This is a genomic window from Gilvimarinus polysaccharolyticus (assembly GCF_001187555.1).
Classification (GTDB): domain Bacteria; phylum Pseudomonadota; class Gammaproteobacteria; order Pseudomonadales; family Cellvibrionaceae; genus Gilvimarinus; species Gilvimarinus polysaccharolyticus.
Window position 1 is genome coordinate 1536581 of record NZ_LFIJ01000002.1, and the last position, 14118, is coordinate 1550698.

At 51.2% G+C, this 14118-nt stretch carries 17 protein-coding genes and 4 tRNA genes; 14 read left to right on the forward strand and 7 right to left on the reverse strand.

What is annotated here, in order from left to right:
- Nucleotides 1-1056 carry a 23S rRNA (cytidine(2498)-2'-O)-methyltransferase RlmM gene (rlmM, locus tag GILYN3_RS15290; RefSeq protein WP_049723805.1) on the forward strand — a complete coding sequence of 352 codons (1056 nt, stop codon included), beginning with the start codon at nucleotides 1-3 and terminating at the stop codon, nucleotides 1054-1056.
- Here the strand turns inward: rlmM and GILYN3_RS15295 are convergent.
- A complete protein-coding gene (locus GILYN3_RS15295) occupies nucleotides 1053-1334 on the reverse strand; it encodes an antibiotic biosynthesis monooxygenase family protein (protein WP_049723806.1) in 282 nt (93 codons plus the stop codon). The two genes, rlmM and GILYN3_RS15295, sit on opposite strands and share 4 nt — an antisense overlap.
- 120 nt (nucleotides 1335-1454) lie before the next feature.
- The gene (locus GILYN3_RS15300; RefSeq protein WP_049723807.1) at nucleotides 1455-1853 is read right to left on the reverse strand and encodes a hypothetical protein; all 399 of its coding nucleotides are present in this window, start codon (nucleotides 1851-1853) and stop codon (nucleotides 1455-1457) included.
- A 252-nt stretch (nucleotides 1854-2105) separates the two neighbouring features.
- Here GILYN3_RS15300 and tusA point away from each other — a divergent pair, with 252 nt between their 5' ends.
- Entirely contained in the window at nucleotides 2106-2348 is a 243-nt protein-coding gene (gene tusA / locus GILYN3_RS15305; protein WP_049723808.1) for a sulfurtransferase TusA, read from the forward strand.
- Between the two features lie 13 nt (nucleotides 2349-2361).
- Here tusA and GILYN3_RS15310 read toward each other — a convergent pair whose 3' ends face one another.
- On the reverse strand, nucleotides 2362-3063 hold the full coding sequence (locus GILYN3_RS15310; RefSeq protein ID WP_049723809.1) for a hypothetical protein: 702 nt from the start codon (nucleotides 3061-3063) through the stop codon (nucleotides 2362-2364).
- A 276-nt stretch (nucleotides 3064-3339) separates the two neighbouring features.
- Between GILYN3_RS15310 and GILYN3_RS15315 the strand changes: the two genes are divergently transcribed.
- Genes GILYN3_RS15315 through GILYN3_RS15335 form a run of 5 tightly spaced genes read left to right on the forward strand, consistent with a single transcriptional unit; the run spans nucleotide 3340 to nucleotide 8148 of the window.
- Nucleotides 3340-3924, forward strand: coding sequence for an elongation factor P hydroxylase (locus GILYN3_RS15315; RefSeq protein ID WP_232305613.1), 585 nt, complete (start codon nucleotides 3340-3342; stop codon nucleotides 3922-3924).
- Nucleotides 3921-4826: a 5'-3' exonuclease gene (locus GILYN3_RS15320; RefSeq protein WP_049723810.1), complete on the forward strand. Its 906-nt coding sequence runs from the start codon at nucleotides 3921-3923 to the stop codon at nucleotides 4824-4826. The genes GILYN3_RS15315 and GILYN3_RS15320 overlap by 4 nt, the downstream gene beginning before the upstream one ends.
- A gap of 6 nt (nucleotides 4827-4832) precedes the next feature.
- Nucleotides 4833-5969 (forward strand): 4-phosphoerythronate dehydrogenase, encoded by a 1137-nt coding sequence (locus tag GILYN3_RS15325; RefSeq protein ID WP_049723811.1) that lies wholly within the window; start codon nucleotides 4833-4835, stop codon nucleotides 5967-5969.
- Nucleotides 5970-6019: 50 nt separating this feature from the next.
- Entirely contained in the window at nucleotides 6020-7171 is a 1152-nt protein-coding gene (locus tag GILYN3_RS15330; protein WP_049723812.1) for an ATP-NAD kinase family protein, read from the forward strand.
- 8 nt (nucleotides 7172-7179) lie between these two features.
- A complete protein-coding gene (locus GILYN3_RS15335) occupies nucleotides 7180-8148 on the forward strand; it encodes a class I SAM-dependent methyltransferase (RefSeq protein ID WP_084005495.1) in 969 nt (322 codons plus the stop codon).
- Here the strand turns inward: GILYN3_RS15335 and GILYN3_RS15340 are convergent.
- Nucleotides 8145-8609, reverse strand: coding sequence for a hypothetical protein (locus tag GILYN3_RS15340; RefSeq protein WP_049723813.1), 465 nt, complete (start codon nucleotides 8607-8609; stop codon nucleotides 8145-8147). The genes GILYN3_RS15335 and GILYN3_RS15340 overlap by 4 nt on opposite strands.
- 5 nt (nucleotides 8610-8614) lie before the next feature.
- Nucleotides 8615-9829, reverse strand: a complete 1215-nt coding sequence (locus tag GILYN3_RS15345) for a pyridoxal phosphate-dependent aminotransferase (RefSeq protein ID WP_049723814.1) — start codon at nucleotides 9827-9829, stop codon at nucleotides 8615-8617.
- Nucleotides 9830-9910: 81 nt separating this feature from the next.
- Here GILYN3_RS15345 and msrB point away from each other — a divergent pair, with 81 nt between their 5' ends.
- A complete protein-coding gene (msrB, locus tag GILYN3_RS15350; protein ID WP_049723815.1) occupies nucleotides 9911-10303 on the forward strand; it encodes a peptide-methionine (R)-S-oxide reductase MsrB in 393 nt (130 codons plus the stop codon).
- Between the two features lie 44 nt (nucleotides 10304-10347).
- On the opposite strand, the gene GILYN3_RS15355 is transcribed toward msrB, so the two are convergent.
- Nucleotides 10348-11112, reverse strand: coding sequence for a hypothetical protein (locus GILYN3_RS15355; RefSeq protein WP_049723816.1), 765 nt, complete (start codon nucleotides 11110-11112; stop codon nucleotides 10348-10350).
- Between the two features lie 230 nt (nucleotides 11113-11342).
- Here GILYN3_RS15355 and GILYN3_RS15360 point away from each other — a divergent pair.
- The 4 genes from GILYN3_RS15360 to GILYN3_RS15375 all read left to right on the forward strand — a co-directional run bounded on the left by GILYN3_RS15360 (nucleotide 11343) and on the right by GILYN3_RS15375 (nucleotide 11692).
- Nucleotides 11343-11418 (forward strand) — tRNA-Glu (locus GILYN3_RS15360).
- A 1-nt stretch (nucleotide 11419) separates the two neighbouring features.
- Nucleotides 11420-11494, forward strand: a tRNA-Gly gene (locus GILYN3_RS15365).
- Nucleotides 11495-11538: 44 nt separating this feature from the next.
- Nucleotides 11539-11614, forward strand: a tRNA-Glu gene (locus GILYN3_RS15370).
- Nucleotides 11615-11617: 3 nt separating this feature from the next.
- Nucleotides 11618-11692 (forward strand) — tRNA-Gly (locus GILYN3_RS15375).
- Between the two features lie 233 nt (nucleotides 11693-11925).
- On the opposite strand, the gene GILYN3_RS15380 is transcribed toward GILYN3_RS15375, so the two are convergent.
- Nucleotides 11926-12330 (reverse strand): PA2817 family protein, encoded by a 405-nt coding sequence (locus GILYN3_RS15380; protein ID WP_157484952.1) that lies wholly within the window; start codon nucleotides 12328-12330, stop codon nucleotides 11926-11928.
- A 58-nt stretch (nucleotides 12331-12388) separates the two neighbouring features.
- Here GILYN3_RS15380 and GILYN3_RS15385 point away from each other — a divergent pair, with 58 nt between their 5' ends.
- A complete protein-coding gene (locus tag GILYN3_RS15385; protein ID WP_049723817.1) occupies nucleotides 12389-13330 on the forward strand; it encodes an ABC transporter ATP-binding protein in 942 nt (313 codons plus the stop codon).
- Nucleotides 13330-14103 carry an ABC transporter permease gene (locus GILYN3_RS15390; RefSeq protein ID WP_049723818.1) on the forward strand — a complete coding sequence of 258 codons (774 nt, stop codon included), beginning with the start codon at nucleotides 13330-13332 and terminating at the stop codon, nucleotides 14101-14103. The genes GILYN3_RS15385 and GILYN3_RS15390 overlap by 1 nt, the downstream gene beginning before the upstream one ends.
- Nucleotides 14104-14118: the final 15 nt, after the last annotated feature.

The window sequence follows — 14118 nt, forward strand, 5'->3', positions numbered from 1 at the left end:
GTGAACCACCTTTACTTACACTGTCGCAGTGGCTTTGAAAAAGAGTGTGCCGCCGAGATAAACGATTTAGCGGCGGCTAAAGGCATTTACGGTTACAGTAAAACCGAGGCTACCACCGCGCTGGTGATGTACGTAACGCACGAGTCAGATGGTGCTTTACGACTTATGCAGCAGTTGGACTTTATGAGTTTGATGTTCACTCGGCAGTGGTTTGCCGGCGGCCCAATCCTGCAAAACTTACCTACCGATGATCGTTTGACGCCGCTGCTGGCAGTTGCTCAAGAATTACCTGTGGTGTGCGATCTGTGGCCTGAAACTACCGATACCAATGAGGGAAAGTCGTTAACGGCATTGGCTCGTAAATTTAGTAAGCCCTTTATTCAGGCGCTAAAAAAGCACCAGAGGCTAGCGCAGTCGTCGGGCAAGTGGCGTATGCATTTATTGTTTTTATCCGGCAGCAGTGCCGTGGTAGGGGTCACGCCCCCTAATAATAGTGCACGTTTTGCTATGGGGATTCCGCGTTTGCGTCAGCCATCGGCGGCCCCTAGTCGTGCGACGTTAAAGCTAGAAGAGGCCTGGCATCACTTTATTCCCGCAGATGAATGGGAGGAGCGTTTAGCCGGTGGTATGCGAGGGGTCGATTTAGGGGCTGCCCCCGGCGGTTGGACCTGGCAGCTGGTCAAGCGCGGCATGTTTGTCGATGCGGTGGATAACGGCCCTATGGCCGAATCGCTGATGGACACCGGGCAGGTGACGCATCACCAAATGGACGGTTTTGTTTACGAGCCGAAAAAAGCGGTAGATTGGCTGGTGTGTGATATTGCTGATAAGCCTGCACGAACCGCCAGCTTAATGGGGCGCTGGGCCGAACGGCGTTTATTTCGCGAAGCGGTGTTTAACTTAAAACTACCAATGAAACAGCGCTACGCCGAGGTTACCAAATTAGCTGATCGATTGGCCGAAACTATGGCTGCAGCAGGGATTAAGGCAGATATTGCATTTAAGCAGTTGTATCACGATCGCGAAGAGGTCACAGGGCACATTCGTATTCGCTAACGCTCTAGCAGTGTGATTTTTTCAAAATCGGCCAGCGTCGGGTTGAGCTGATTAATCACCTGATGGCGCTCATCGCTGTAATACCACAGTTGCCAGTCGTGTAAAGAGCGCCATTTAGACAGCAAGTAGCGATGGTTACTGCGCTGGATGTCGTTCAGTGTTTCACCAGAAATAAATCCTGGTGCTCGATGTGCTGCCTCAAGTGCTGTTTGGGCGATCACATCGTAGGTGGTTTCCATTGCGTCGGCGATGTGCCTTTCGACTAAAACGTAAATCATGGTTTGCCTTTTCTGCGCGGCTTTTCAGCCTTTTGGTTGGCAACCGACGATAAATTAAATAGCTGGTTTATTTTGCTTTTTGTCGCCGGTAGCACTTTTGTTTTATTGTAACGCAAATTTTTAATGATTGGACAGTCCATCTACCACCGCGGCGTGAACTAACCAGTCGCCAAGGGCAATCCAGTCGTCTAGTAGCTGTTTAAAAGGTCGTGTGCCGCTGGGCTGTGCTGTTGGCTGTTCGAGTCGTTGGGCGCCTATAGCGGTAAGATCCGCAATAATGCGAGCAACTGATGCCGCACCCAACTCCTTGATCAACAGTAAAAACTCAATTTGACGACGCTCATTAGCTGGTTTTTCGCTACAGTACTTGTGTAATAAAAAGACCAGCTGCTCTGCCAGAGCTGGGTCTTTATCGTGCAGTAAGTTTTGCGTAAGCCGTAAATTATGGCAGCTGAACATGTGCGATGAGGCGGGTGTGGGGTTGTCGAGAATAGAAACGCCGCGATACAAAAACGCCATAACAACAAACTCCCGTTGTGGGATGGTTAAGTAAGGCTTACGTGGCAGGCTTTTGCTGTTTTTATATGCTATGCATAAAAAATAGTGCAAAAAACAATGCGTAAACGCTTAAATGGAAAAGTCTATATGCAACGATTATGGACAGGCCCATTGCTTAAAGTTGCTGCTAATGCTTTAAGCAGGTGGGTTACTAATATCAAGTTTAGCAACTACCCAAGCCGCTGTGCGGCGGTTTTAAGATGATATAACGCTATGAATAAGAGAATTGATAATGTTTTGGATGTAAAAGGCTTGTTGTGCCCAGAGCCGGTGATGATGTTGCATCAAATGGTAAAAAAAATGGCGGCGGGTGATGTGGTCGAAGTGCAAGCGACAGACCCATCGACGAGCCGTGATATCCCTAAGTTTTGTTTGTTTTTGGGACACGAGCTGTTGAGTCATACTGAAACGGATGGTGTCTTTTATTACACCATCCGTTTATTGGAGCGTGAGTAGCGTTACCGCGCAGCTAGGGTTGTTCTTCTACTAACATCGAAATCGCAGCCAGTGCCTCTGGATCTTCGGCTTTAATTTTATTGGCAATTTGGTGCTGAAAAAAGTAGCGAAATTCATCGTGCAATTGCGCAGAGTACAGGCACTCATCACCAGGCAATACGGGTGTGCTGCTGACTTTGTCGGCGTCGGTAAGCATGCCAAAAATACTGCCATCGTGTAGCAATCGCCAGCTCACCACTTCTACCAGTGTTAGCTGGTGGTTGGCTGGGTTGGCCAATACTGCGTGAGTGCCAATGGTGTCGGGTAGCTCTTGAACGACATCGTCATCGTTTTCGCACTCAAGCTCGTAGTATTCGGCGGCCGTTTCCAACTCGATGATTTTGTGCATAGGCGCGTCAAAAAACACTTCGTCGATACCCACATCGTAATAACCTTCCCACTGCCCGTTTAAGGGGTCAAATACATCCTCGCAGGCAACAATGTCATTAAGCCATGGCACTAAACCTACCACATCGCCATTGGCCCTAAGGCCCCAGCATAATATCTTTAGGCTAAACAGCTTGTCGGGATTAGTTTCGTTGGAATACAGCATCTCCAGTCCGTCGAGCTCGGCCGATAGGCGTATAAAGCGCTGATCGTGGAGTTCGTTGAAAGATTTGCCAGAAAAGAAATCAACAACGTTATCTGAGTTGTCGCTTTTGACGGGGGTCTTCATAATACACACCTCCTAGATGAGGCCGGGGGCCGGATGAGGCTCTGAAGTACAATGTCGAGGTACAATGCCAAAATACGGTGCGAAAACACAATTGCGACACCGATATATACGATAACAGGGTCATCACAGTACAAGGTATATGCTTAACAGCTTTAGTACAATACCCGCTTCGTAAATACTGCCTTGTTTGCTCACCGCTATAGCCTAACAGTCGTTGGCTTAGTTTTAATGTTGATGCACGCAGTAAATGCCCAGATTTAACACGAGCCGACAACTTTGATTGCACCATCTTTTAATATCGCCACGGTAAATACCTCGCCCAATTGCCAGCAGTTGGTTGCTATTTTTGACCGTTGTTTTCGTCTTGCTGAGCGCACCTGCTTGGTGGCTGGCGCCCAAGAGCCGCTCTACCGGCCCGCCAGTGATGAGTACGATCTCCATATGATTGAGTTTAGTCACGACTACGTCTCCAGCGCTTTGCACGAGGTAGCCCATTGGTGTGTGGCTGGCCCCGAGCGACGCTTACAGGAGGATTACGGTTATTGGTATGCACCCGACGGCCGCAGCCGCGAGCAACAGGCCGAATTTGAACGGGTTGAGGTAAAACCTCAGGCGCTGGAATGGTTGTTTTCGGTCGCAGCCGGTGTTCACTTTCGCGTCAGTGCCGATAACCTCGACCAAGGGCTGGGGCCGTCCGAGACCTTTAAAAACGCAGTACATACCGAGGTCGTACGCCTTTGCCGCGCGGGTGTGAGCGACCGAGTTGCGAGTTTTTGCCGTGGTTTACTGAGTTTTTACCACCCTGATATGACCCTTGAGGCGCTTTTGGATGACCGTCATTTTGTGAGGTCCAGTCTTTGACCGCACCTGCTGTTTGTCTTATCGATGCGTCGATTTATATATTCCGTTACTATTTTGCGTTGCCCGAAAGCCGCTTTAGCGAGCGGGAAGGGCATTCGACTGATGCGGTGTATGGCTTTACCGGTTTTTTACTGCAATTACTAGAACGTCATCGCCCCGAACGTTTAGCCGTGTGTTTTGATGAAAGCCTAGAAACGGGGTTTCGCCACCAGCTGTACCCACTCTACAAAAGCTCTCGGGCTCTGCCCGACGCGGCGCTGGAGTTTCAATTAAAAGCCTGTGCTGAGGCGGCGCAGCTCTTGGGCTTGGCGACTTTTGCCAGTACCCGCTACGAGGCCGATGACTTAATTGGCAGTTTGTATTTAAGTTGTTGCGCCGAGCCCACGGCTATTGCCATATTGAGTCGCGATAAAGATTTAGCTCAGTTACTGGCGCGCGAGCAGGACTGCTTTTGGGATTACAGTGCCGATGTGCGCTATCAGCACGACGATATAACCATTAAATACGGCGTGATGCCGGCGCAGATAGTCGATTACCTCGCGTTGGTGGGCGATGCTGGCGATGATATTCCCGGTGTGCCGGGTATTGGCGCTAAGACGGCGATTGCTTTGCTGCGTTACTTTGGCTCGCTTGATGCGCTGTTTGCGCGGCTGGACGAGGTGGCACAAGTGCCGGTGCGCGGTGCTCGTACGCTTGCGGCCAAAATATTGGCCGCGCAAGAACAAATTAAACTAGCGCAGCAGTTGGCGACTATCGTGCAAGATATTCCATTGCTTGAGCATCCGAAACAATTGCAGCGCAGTGCCGTAAAGTTGGATCAATTTTCCGCGTTTAGCCGTGCTATGGGCTGGACCGATGCGCTGGCTCAGCGAGCGCGTAAAATAAACCCTCAACAGGATTAACGCTAAATGAAAATAGTAATAGATGAGAATATTCCATTAGCGGAAGATTTTTTTAGCGCACACGGCGAGATCGTGCGCTTACCCGGACGGCAATTGAGCGCTGCCGATGTAGCCGATGCCGATGCATTATTGGTGCGATCGGTAACCCGTGTGGATGAAGCGTTGTTAGGCGGTAGCCAAGTTAAATTTGTCGGTACCTGCACCATAGGTATGGATCACCTCGATCAACCTTGGCTCGACCAGCAAGGTATTCGCTACATTAACGCCCCGGGTTGTAACGCCAACTCGGTGGTGGAGTATGTGTACGCAGCGCTGGCGCACTTAAATATCGATTGGCGCGGTAAAACAGTGGGCATTATTGGCTGCGGCAATGTAGGCGGGGCGCTTTATCGCGCCTTAACGGCACAAGGCGTTAATTGCCGCTGCTATGACCCGCTATTGTCGCTTGAGCAAAACCCAGACTTGTGCGAGCTGGAAGACGTACTGCAATGCGATATCGTAAGTTTGCATACGCCGTTAACCACCACCGGAATGCACCCCAGCCGCCATCTACTGACGGAACAGCAACTGTTACAGCTGCCCCGCGGAGGTATTTTATTAAATTGTGGCCGCGGTGCGGTTATCGACAACAAAGCGTTGTTGCAAGTGATGCATGAGCGCAGCGATTTACAAGTTGTACTGGATGTCTGGGAGTGGGAACCCAATATCGACTTGTCGTTACTGGCGCGGGTAGCGCTTGGCTCACCGCATATTGCCGGTTACAGCTTTGATGGCAAGCTAAAAGGCACCGCGATGATTTACGACGCTTTTTGTGAGAGCTTTGGCTTGGCGCCGAGTGTAACGCTCACAGACGTACTGCCAGCGGTCGAGCACAATCGTATTGAGGCGCCACTAGGGGCGGATGATTGGCAAGCCGTACGCGAGTTGATAGACCAGGTGTACGCTATTGCCGCCGATGATAAGCGTTTGAGGACCGTGGCGTCTGATGCCGGTGGGCAGGGCGAGGCGCTATCGCAGGGTTTTGATCAGCTGCGCAAAGACTATCCAGTGCGACGCGAGTTTAACAATTACCAAGTGACTGGCGTAGCCGCTAATACGCCGCTGGCTATTACCCTAAAGGCCATGGGTTTTATCGTTCAGTAAATTTTTTTAAGCAAATATGATTACCTGTTAATCAAACCGTATGGTGGTAAATGCTCAAACTCGGAATCATCATCAACCCATACGCCGGTATTGGCGGTAGCGTGGCGTTAAAAGGCAGCGATGGTATAGCGACTCGCTCGCTTGCGCTGGCCCGTGGTGCGCCGTTACGGGCGGCCGAGCGCATGGCCCGTGCGTTGGCTAGCCTTGTCGCTGACGCCGAGCCTGCGGCGCTAAAGCTAGTCGGTTTTGCGGGCGCAATGGGGGGCGATACTGCGCGAGCATTGGGTTTACCGTTTGAATCTGTGGGCGCACCGTTGGCGGCTTTGAGTGACGATGCAGACACACAGCGTGCGGCACAGCTTATTGTGGCAGCTGGTGTCGATGTGATTGTGTTTGCCGGCGGTGATGGTACTGCTCGTAATATCGCCGATGCCATAGGCCTTACTGTACCCGTAGTGGGGGTGCCCGCCGGGGTTAAAATTCATTCTGGCGTATATGCCAATACGCCAGAAGCGGCGGGGCAAATTCTGCGCCGTTTGGCGCAGCAGCAATGGGCCCCACTGGTGGAGCGTGAGGTGCGCGACATTGACGAACAAGCGTTTCGCGCAGGTTTCGTACGGGCCAAACACTATAGCGAATTACTCGTGCCCGAGGAGCCGCAGTGGCTGCAAGAGGTAAAAAACGCCGGTGCTGTGGTGGATGAATTGATGCAGCTGGAGGTGGCGGCGAGTGTGATCGAAAAGTTAGACGAGAACACGCTGTATCTTGTGGGGCCAGGCTCTACCACCCAAGTTTTGCTCGAGCAATTAGGCCTGACGGGTACACTTTTGGGGGTGGATTTATTGCGCGCGGGTGAGCTAATTAACCGCGATGTTAGCGCCGATGATATTCGTCACGTCATGGGTGAGCACGATGGGCCGGCGAGTATTATTGTCACCGCGATTGGTGGCCAAGGACATATTTTTGGTCGCGGTAATCAACAGCTGGCCGCCGACATTATTCGCCGTGTTGGGCGCGAGGGGATCATGGTGATTGCCACCACTGAAAAGCTGCAGGCTCTTAATGGTCGGGCATTACAGCTCGACACCAACGATCCGCAGCTGGATCGACAATTGGCGGGTTTTTTCCCTGTTATTACCGGCTATCAGCAACAATTATTGTATCCCGTGGGCACCGTCTCGGGTAATGAGATAACATTTTGAGCGTCACTATGCACTCCACCAATTTGGCAAAAATAGACCTGCAGTCACTCCATTCTTTAGCGCGCGAGTGCTTAAAAAACCCCGCACAAATACAAGACAGTTGCCGCTTGTTTCATGGGCGAGGGCAGTGCTATCCCGGGCTTGAGTTTGTCTGCTTAGATTTTTTCCAGCCGGTATTATTGATAACGCTATTTGCCGAACCGCCAAATACTTGGTTGGCAGAGTTAATTGCTGAGTTAACCCCAGTGGCGGTAAAAGTTGGCTGGACGATAGTGGTGCAGCGACGTTATTTAGAGGGGGCGCCATCTGAGGTGGTAGAGGGTAATATGCCCGAGCGCTGGCTTGCCGCGCGCGGGCCTCTGCGGTTTTTACTTAATCCGTTAACCCAGCAAAACGTTGGCTATTTTTTGGATATGGAGCCCGGTCGTCAGTGGCTAGAGGCGGTAGCGCCGGGCAAGCGAGTGCTAAATTTATTTGCCTATACTTGTGCGTTTTCGGTGGTGGCGGTAGCGGCCGGCGCCGAGCGAGTGGTGAATGTCGATATGAGCAAAAAAGCACTGGCTCAGGGCCGTGAGAATCACCATATTAATGGCCTAGATAAACAACGCAGTGCGTTTTTGCCCGAGCAAATTTTAAAATCTTGGAGCCGGATCCGGCGTCAGGGGCCTTACGATATTGTTATTTTCGATCCGCCGAGTTTTCAGCGCGGCAGTTTTGTGGCCAGTAAAGATTACGCCAAACTGGTGCGTCGCTTGCCCGAGTTAATGCCGGAGGGCGGCCGTGTACTCGCCTGTTTAAACGCCCCAGAACTGGCCACCGATTTTTTACTCGAGTGTTTTGCCGAACACTGTCCGACAGCGCAGTTTGTCGCGCGACTGGCCAGCGCACCGGAATTCCCAGATGCCAATCCCGAGCAGCGGCTTAAGCTGCTGCATTTTGAGTTTCCGCGCGTTAATACAGATGAAACTTTAACCTAGCGGTTAAGTAAAATCTGCATGATGGTGTCGATGGCACTGGAGGCGCGAGTTTGTAGCGCCGCGCGCAGTAAGTCGATGGCAGGGCTAAAGTCACCCACTAAGGCGCTGGGTGGTTCTTGGCCGCCGAGCCGAGTGTTAATGTGAGTGATCTTCTCGCTTAAGGCCGAGTGGCAACTAAGCTGCGCGCTAAGCAAGGTGAAACCTTTGTGGGTTAGGGTGACCTGATCGATGGCCTCTTGGCGAATGGTGTCTTGGTAGCGAATATAGCCTTCGGCGGCGAGCCATAATAACGTGGCAAAGCACGCTTGATGCCGTGGGCTGTGCAGGCCAAATTCATCGGGCGAATCTGGCCCTGCAATATCCTCAATAAACACCGTCACCAAGCGTGGAAAGCTCCCGTAAATTAGGTTGAGAGCCTTGGCCGCGTCGCGATAAAAATCAGTAATATGTAAATCGGCCATAACGGTTACTGGCGGTAGCGTTGAATAAATTGACCAAAGCGTCCAATAGCGTTGGTGAGCTCATCTTCACGCGGTAAAAACACAATCCGTAAGTGGTCGCGTTCGGGCCAATTAAACGCGGTGCCCTGCACCAAAAGAACTTTTTCTTGAATCAAAAAATCCAGCACCATTTGCTGGTCGTCTTGGATCTTATGCATATCTAAGTCGATCTTGGGGAACAGGTAAAGCGCGCCTTTGGGTTTTACGCAGCTGACACCGGGAATATCGTTTAGCGCGGTTAATGCCGCGTCGCGCTGATCACACAGTCGGCCGCCGGGCAGAATCAGCTCGTTGATGCTCTGATAGCCCCCCAGTGCGGTTTGCACAGCGTACATCGCCGGGACATTGGCGCACAGGCGCATAGAGGCCAGCATCTCGATGCCCTCTAGGTAATTTTTAGCTCTGTGTTTGGCGCCGCTGACGATCATCCAGCCCGAGCGAAATCCAGCTAAACGATAGGACTTAGACAGGCCGTTAAAACTGATGCATAACGTGTCGTTTACCAATCGTCCCAGAGGTACGAATTCGGCATCATCGTAGAGAATTTTGCTGTAGATCTCATCGGCAAAAATAATCAGGTTTTTTTCTTCGGCGAGCGCAACAATTTGCTCTAGTAGCTCTTGGCTGTATACCGCGCCCGTCGGATTGTTGGGGTTGATCACCACAATGCCGCGCGTTTTATCGGTAATTTTTGCCTTGATGTCGTCAATATCTGGATACCAATCGGCCTGCTCGTCGCACAAGTAATGCACGGCATTCCCCCCCGCCAGATTTACCGCAGCGGTCCATAACGGGTAATCGGGTGCCGGAATCAGCATTTCATCGCCGTTGTTTAGCAGTGCCTGCATTGACATAACAATCAGCTCGCTAACGCCGTTGCCCAGGTAGATATCGTCGATATCGATATTGGGGATACGTAGTTTTTGGCACTCTTGCATAATCGCTTTGCGCGCGGCAAACAGACCGCGCGAGGCAACATAACCCTCGGCATTGGGTAGGTTGTAGATTACATCTTGAATAATTTCATCGGGCGCGGCAAAGCCAAACGACGCCGGGTTGCCGATGTTGAGTTTCATGATGCGATGGCCTTCTTCTTCGAGCCGATAAGCATGCTCGAGAACGGGGCCGCGAATATCGTAGCAAACGCCATTGAGTTTGGCGGATTTCTGAATCGTATCCATTTGCGTTAAAATGCCTTAAGTCTTCTGTGTGCCGGTCATCAATGATCCGGTTTCACAGCCCTGCGTGTCAAGGAGATCGTTATGGCAGATCCAGAAAAGTTCACCGAGCAGTACTGGCGTGCGACGTTAACGCCGGAGCAATACCGTGTGTGCCGCGAAAAGGGTACCGAAGCGCCTTTTACCGGCGAGTATTGGGATGTGTTTGCCGATGGCAGTTATCATTGTCGTGGCTGTGGCGAGTTATTGTTTGAATCGGCAACAAAATTCGATGCCGGTTGCGGCTGGCCAAGCTTTTCGGCCCCGGCCAATAGCGCTGCAATTGCTGAGGAGTTTGATGGTAGCCTGGGTATGAGACGTACTGAGGTGTTATGTCACAATTGTGGCAGCCACCTTGGTCATGTATTCCCCGATGGTCCTGCGCCTAGTGGATTGCGCTATTGTATTAATTCCGCATCAATCAAATTAACTGAATAAAACGCTGACTGTGCAATGTTAGGGTGGGTCCGCACCCTAATCGGTTAATCGTATATTTGTTTCTTTTTCCAGTCGTCACCGTTGTCTTCAAACTCATTCCATTTTTTGTTTGCCTCCGCGTCATCGGTGTCATCGGCAGTGGATTGATTTTGGGCGGCGTGTTCATGCTCCAGTTTGGTAATCACAGCGCTCAGTTGCGCAACTTGCTTGCTGACATCTTGCTGGCCGGCCTCTTTTAAAAGCAGCTTACGTGCGGTGCTGTAGTGGTGGATTGCTAGGCGCAGTTTGTTGTCAGTTTGTGCCTGCTTGGCTTGCTGAACGTAGCCCTCGATCGTGCTTTGCAGCAATAGTTTGCGGCATAAACCGAGCAAACGGCTTGCTTGTGGTTTGGCGAGCCGGCCGCTCTCGGCTTGGGTGCTGATATAGCGTGACAGTTCTTGCAATAACGGCTGCACTTGGGCAGCTTGTGTGGCATTTAAGCGTGCGCGCTCAGATACTTCTTTGCTGGCCTCAAATCGTTGCTGGTACTCTGTCGCTTCGGCGCTGTGGTTCTTTTTTGGGGCGAGTTTAGCGAGTTGCTCTAACGTGTTGATCAGTATTTGGTGTGTGAACGCATTAAGTTCGGGCGGCAAATAGCCGGCCGGCATTCCCCCGGCGATATGTTTAAACAGATCGAGGCGTTGATTTAACGCATGCATTAAGCGTAAACGCTGCTTACGTTTTTTGGCCAGCTGCTGGTTGATAAACGCGTAACACACCAGCGCGGTTAGCAGTGCTGCAAACGCAATCATGATATAAATGGACGACATTAGGGTGCCTGTTTGGTGTTTCCCTGTTTTTTTAGTGTGCCCACGCGATTTGGGCGATTGGCGCTAAGTATAACATTTTCTACTCATCTGCTGCTCATTTGATCGCTTTATGCTCAGCTTTTGGGTGAAGCTAAGTCGTTGTTTAACTTCATTAAAAAAAAGCCGCTTTAAACAGTTGACAGCGGACCGAGCTGTACATAGAATGCGCCCCTCTTTTAGCGAAGACGTATGTCCCCATCGTCTAGAGGCCTAGGACACCGCCCTTTCACGGCGGTAACAGGGGTTCGACTCCCCTTGGGGACGCCATGCGGGAATAGCTCAGTGGTAGAGCACAACCTTGCCAAGGTTGGGGTCGGGAGTTCGAGCCTCCTTTCCCGCTCCATTTCCTTCTTTTAGGGATGGCGCATCAAAGCTAAAAGATACTGGGTCCCCATCGTCTAGAGGCCTAGGACACCGCCCTTTCACGGCGGTAACAGGGGTTCGACTCCCCTTGGGGACGCCACATGCGGGAATAGCTCAGTGGTAGAGCACAACCTTGCCAAGGTTGGGGTCGGGAGTTCGAGCCTCCTTTCCCGCTCCATATTTAACAAAAAAAGTCAGCCTTGCTGGCTTTTTTTGTGCCTGTTAGATTTGTGATTGTCCCAGCGGGCGCTCTGTTGCCCTTAGTGAGTAAGCTAGTCTCATGCTGTGGACACTGTTTTGCCGTGGTGTTTGTTTTCGCCTACGAGTTGGGTGGCACTGAGGTTAAGATTTCTAAAGCCATAACCTCAGCTAATACCCGCGCTAGGCGCCGCTCTGTTACAATACGCGCATCTAATGGAGCCCGAATGCTCTTGCACGTTCGCCCTCGTAGTCAAACTCTTGTCCCGCCTGCTCGGCGTCGTAGCGTTGCTCCTCTAGCCGCTGAAAGCGTTCGATCTCTTCGTCGGGCATAAAGTGCAAGCAGTCGCCACCAAAGTGCCAGAGTAAATCTCGCGGTAGCAGGGGCGTTAGGTGTGGATAGGCGGCGATACTCTGACACATTAGGGCTTGGCCCTCTTCCGCGTAATGAAGCCCCTGGTGCTTTGGTAGCGCCTCTAAGCGCTGTAAAAACTGCAGATGCTGGTCGTCGCAATCATCGGCAATAAATGGCAATTGTTGTTGAATGGCAAACGTAAACTGAACAATCAGCTTATGGATGAACGCAAGATACTGTGCATCGGCACTGGGCTGGCTCACGGCAAACTCCTCAATACATTGATCGGATGGCTCTTAGAGCCGGCGAAAGTAGGCAATTATGACAGCTGCACTCTCAATTAAAAATTTACGCAAAGTATACGGCAACCAATTTGAAGCGCTCAAAGGCATCTCGCTTGAAGTTCAGGCCGGCGATTTTTTTGCGGTGCTGGGCCCCAACGGCGCTGGCAAATCGACCACCATCGGTATTATTAGCTCGTTGGTGCGTAAAAGTGCCGGTGAGGTGAGCGTGTTTGGCCACAACATCGATACGCACTTTTCTGAGGCCAAGCAAGAGTTAGGCATTGTGCCGCAAGAGTTTAACTTTAGTCAGTTTGAAAAAGTGCGCGATATTATACTACAGCAGGCGGGCTATTACGGGTTGCCCCGTGCTCGCGCCGAGGTGCAGGCCGATAAGTACCTTAAAAAACTAGGTTTGTGGGATAAGCGCAGCGAGCCCGCGCGAACCTTATCGGGCGGTATGAAGCGCCGCTTAATGATTGCCCGCGCACTGGTGCACGAACCGCGGGTACTGATTTTAGATGAGCCAACGGCGGGAGTGGACATCGAGCTGCGCCGCTCTATGTGGGAGTTTTTGCGCGAAATTAACGCACAGGGCACCACGATTATTTTAACCACTCACTATTTAGAGGAGGCCGAGAGTCTGTGCCGCAACGTGGCGATTATTGATCGCGGCGAGATCGTGCAAAACACCAGCATGCGCGCTTTGTTGCAACGCTTAAACAAAGAGGTGTTTGTGTTTGATTGCGCCAACACACTCACAGCTGCTCCGGTTATTGCCGGGCACGTGGTTGGGCTTGTCGAAGACGATGAGCACTGCTTTGAGGTCGAAGTTGAAAAAGGTCAGTCGCTTAACCAATTGTTTGCACAGCTTACCGCTCAAGGTGTACAGGTGGTTAGTATGCGCAATAAGGCTAACCGGCTAGAGGAGCTGTTTGTGTCGTTAATTAATGGTCAGCTCGATGGGAAGGAGGCAGAGTAATGCGTTTAGCACAGCAGTGGGTGGCTCTGTCCACTATCGTCCGAAAAGAGATTAGACGCTTTTCACGCATTTGGTTGCAAACATTGTTGCCGCCGGTTATTACCATGTCACTGTATTTTGTGATTTTTGGCAAGCTGATAGGCAGCCGTGTGGGCACCATGGATGGTATTCCCTATATGCAGTTTGTGGTGCCGGGTTTGATTATGATGGCGGTGTTAACCAACTCTTATTCCAACGTAACCTCATCTTTCTTTAGCGCCAAGTTTCAACGCTCGATAGAAGAGATTTTGGTCAGCCCAACGCCCAATGTAATTATTTTAATCGGCTATTGTCTGGGCGGTATGGCGCGTGGTTTATGTGTTGGGGCGTTGGTTACCGCCGTATCACTGCTGTTTACCGATATCCATGTGCACAGCTGGCCGCTTACGATTATTATCGTGGTATTAACCTCATTGATTTTCTCGCTGGCAGGGTTTATTAATGCCGTGTACGCGAATTCTTACGATGATATTTCTATTGTCCCAACCTTTGTGCTAACGCCGCTGACCTATTTGGGTGGTGTATTTTATTCGGTGAGTGTATTGCCCGAATTTTGGCAGTGGGTGTCACAGTTAAACCCCATCTTGCACATGGTGGGTGCTTTTCGCTATGGACTACTGGGTACCGGTGGCGAGCATATTGGTTACGCCTTTGCTGGCATATTATTGTTTGCCGCCGTGTTATTTGCGGTGAGTTTGTATTTATTGAAAAACGGCTCGCGTTTGCGCGCGTAGCCGAGAGGAGCTGAC

Bases quoted from the DNA above. Each gene is read 5' to 3' on its own strand.
- GILYN3_RS15300 (WP_049723807.1), bottom strand. From the start codon at position 1,853: ATGGCGTTTTTGTATCGCGGCGTTTCTATTCTCGACAACCCCACACCC.
- GILYN3_RS15325 (WP_049723811.1), top strand. From the start codon at position 4,833: ATGAAAATAGTAATAGATGAGAATATTCCATTAGCGGAAGATTTTTTT.
- GILYN3_RS15310 (WP_049723809.1), bottom strand. From the start codon at position 3,063: ATGAAGACCCCCGTCAAAAGCGACAACTCAGATAACGTTGTTGATTTC.
- GILYN3_RS15390 (WP_049723818.1), top strand. From the start codon at position 13,330: ATGCGTTTAGCACAGCAGTGGGTGGCTCTGTCCACTATCGTCCGAAAA.
- msrB (WP_049723815.1), top strand. From the start codon at position 9,911: ATGGCAGATCCAGAAAAGTTCACCGAGCAGTACTGGCGTGCGACGTTA.
- GILYN3_RS15340 (WP_049723813.1), bottom strand. From the start codon at position 8,609: ATGGCCGATTTACATATTACTGATTTTTATCGCGACGCGGCCAAGGCT.
- GILYN3_RS15355 (WP_049723816.1), bottom strand. From the start codon at position 11,112: ATGTCGTCCATTTATATCATGATTGCGTTTGCAGCACTGCTAACCGCG.
- tusA (WP_049723808.1), top strand. From the start codon at position 2,106: ATGAATAAGAGAATTGATAATGTTTTGGATGTAAAAGGCTTGTTGTGC.
- GILYN3_RS15295 (WP_049723806.1), bottom strand. From the start codon at position 1,334: ATGATTTACGTTTTAGTCGAAAGGCACATCGCCGACGCAATGGAAACC.
- GILYN3_RS15335 (WP_084005495.1), top strand. From the start codon at position 7,180: ATGCACTCCACCAATTTGGCAAAAATAGACCTGCAGTCACTCCATTCT.
- GILYN3_RS15330 (WP_049723812.1), top strand. From the start codon at position 6,020: ATGCTCAAACTCGGAATCATCATCAACCCATACGCCGGTATTGGCGGT.
- GILYN3_RS15345 (WP_049723814.1), bottom strand. From the start codon at position 9,829: ATGGATACGATTCAGAAATCCGCCAAACTCAATGGCGTTTGCTACGAT.
- GILYN3_RS15385 (WP_049723817.1), top strand. From the start codon at position 12,389: ATGACAGCTGCACTCTCAATTAAAAATTTACGCAAAGTATACGGCAAC.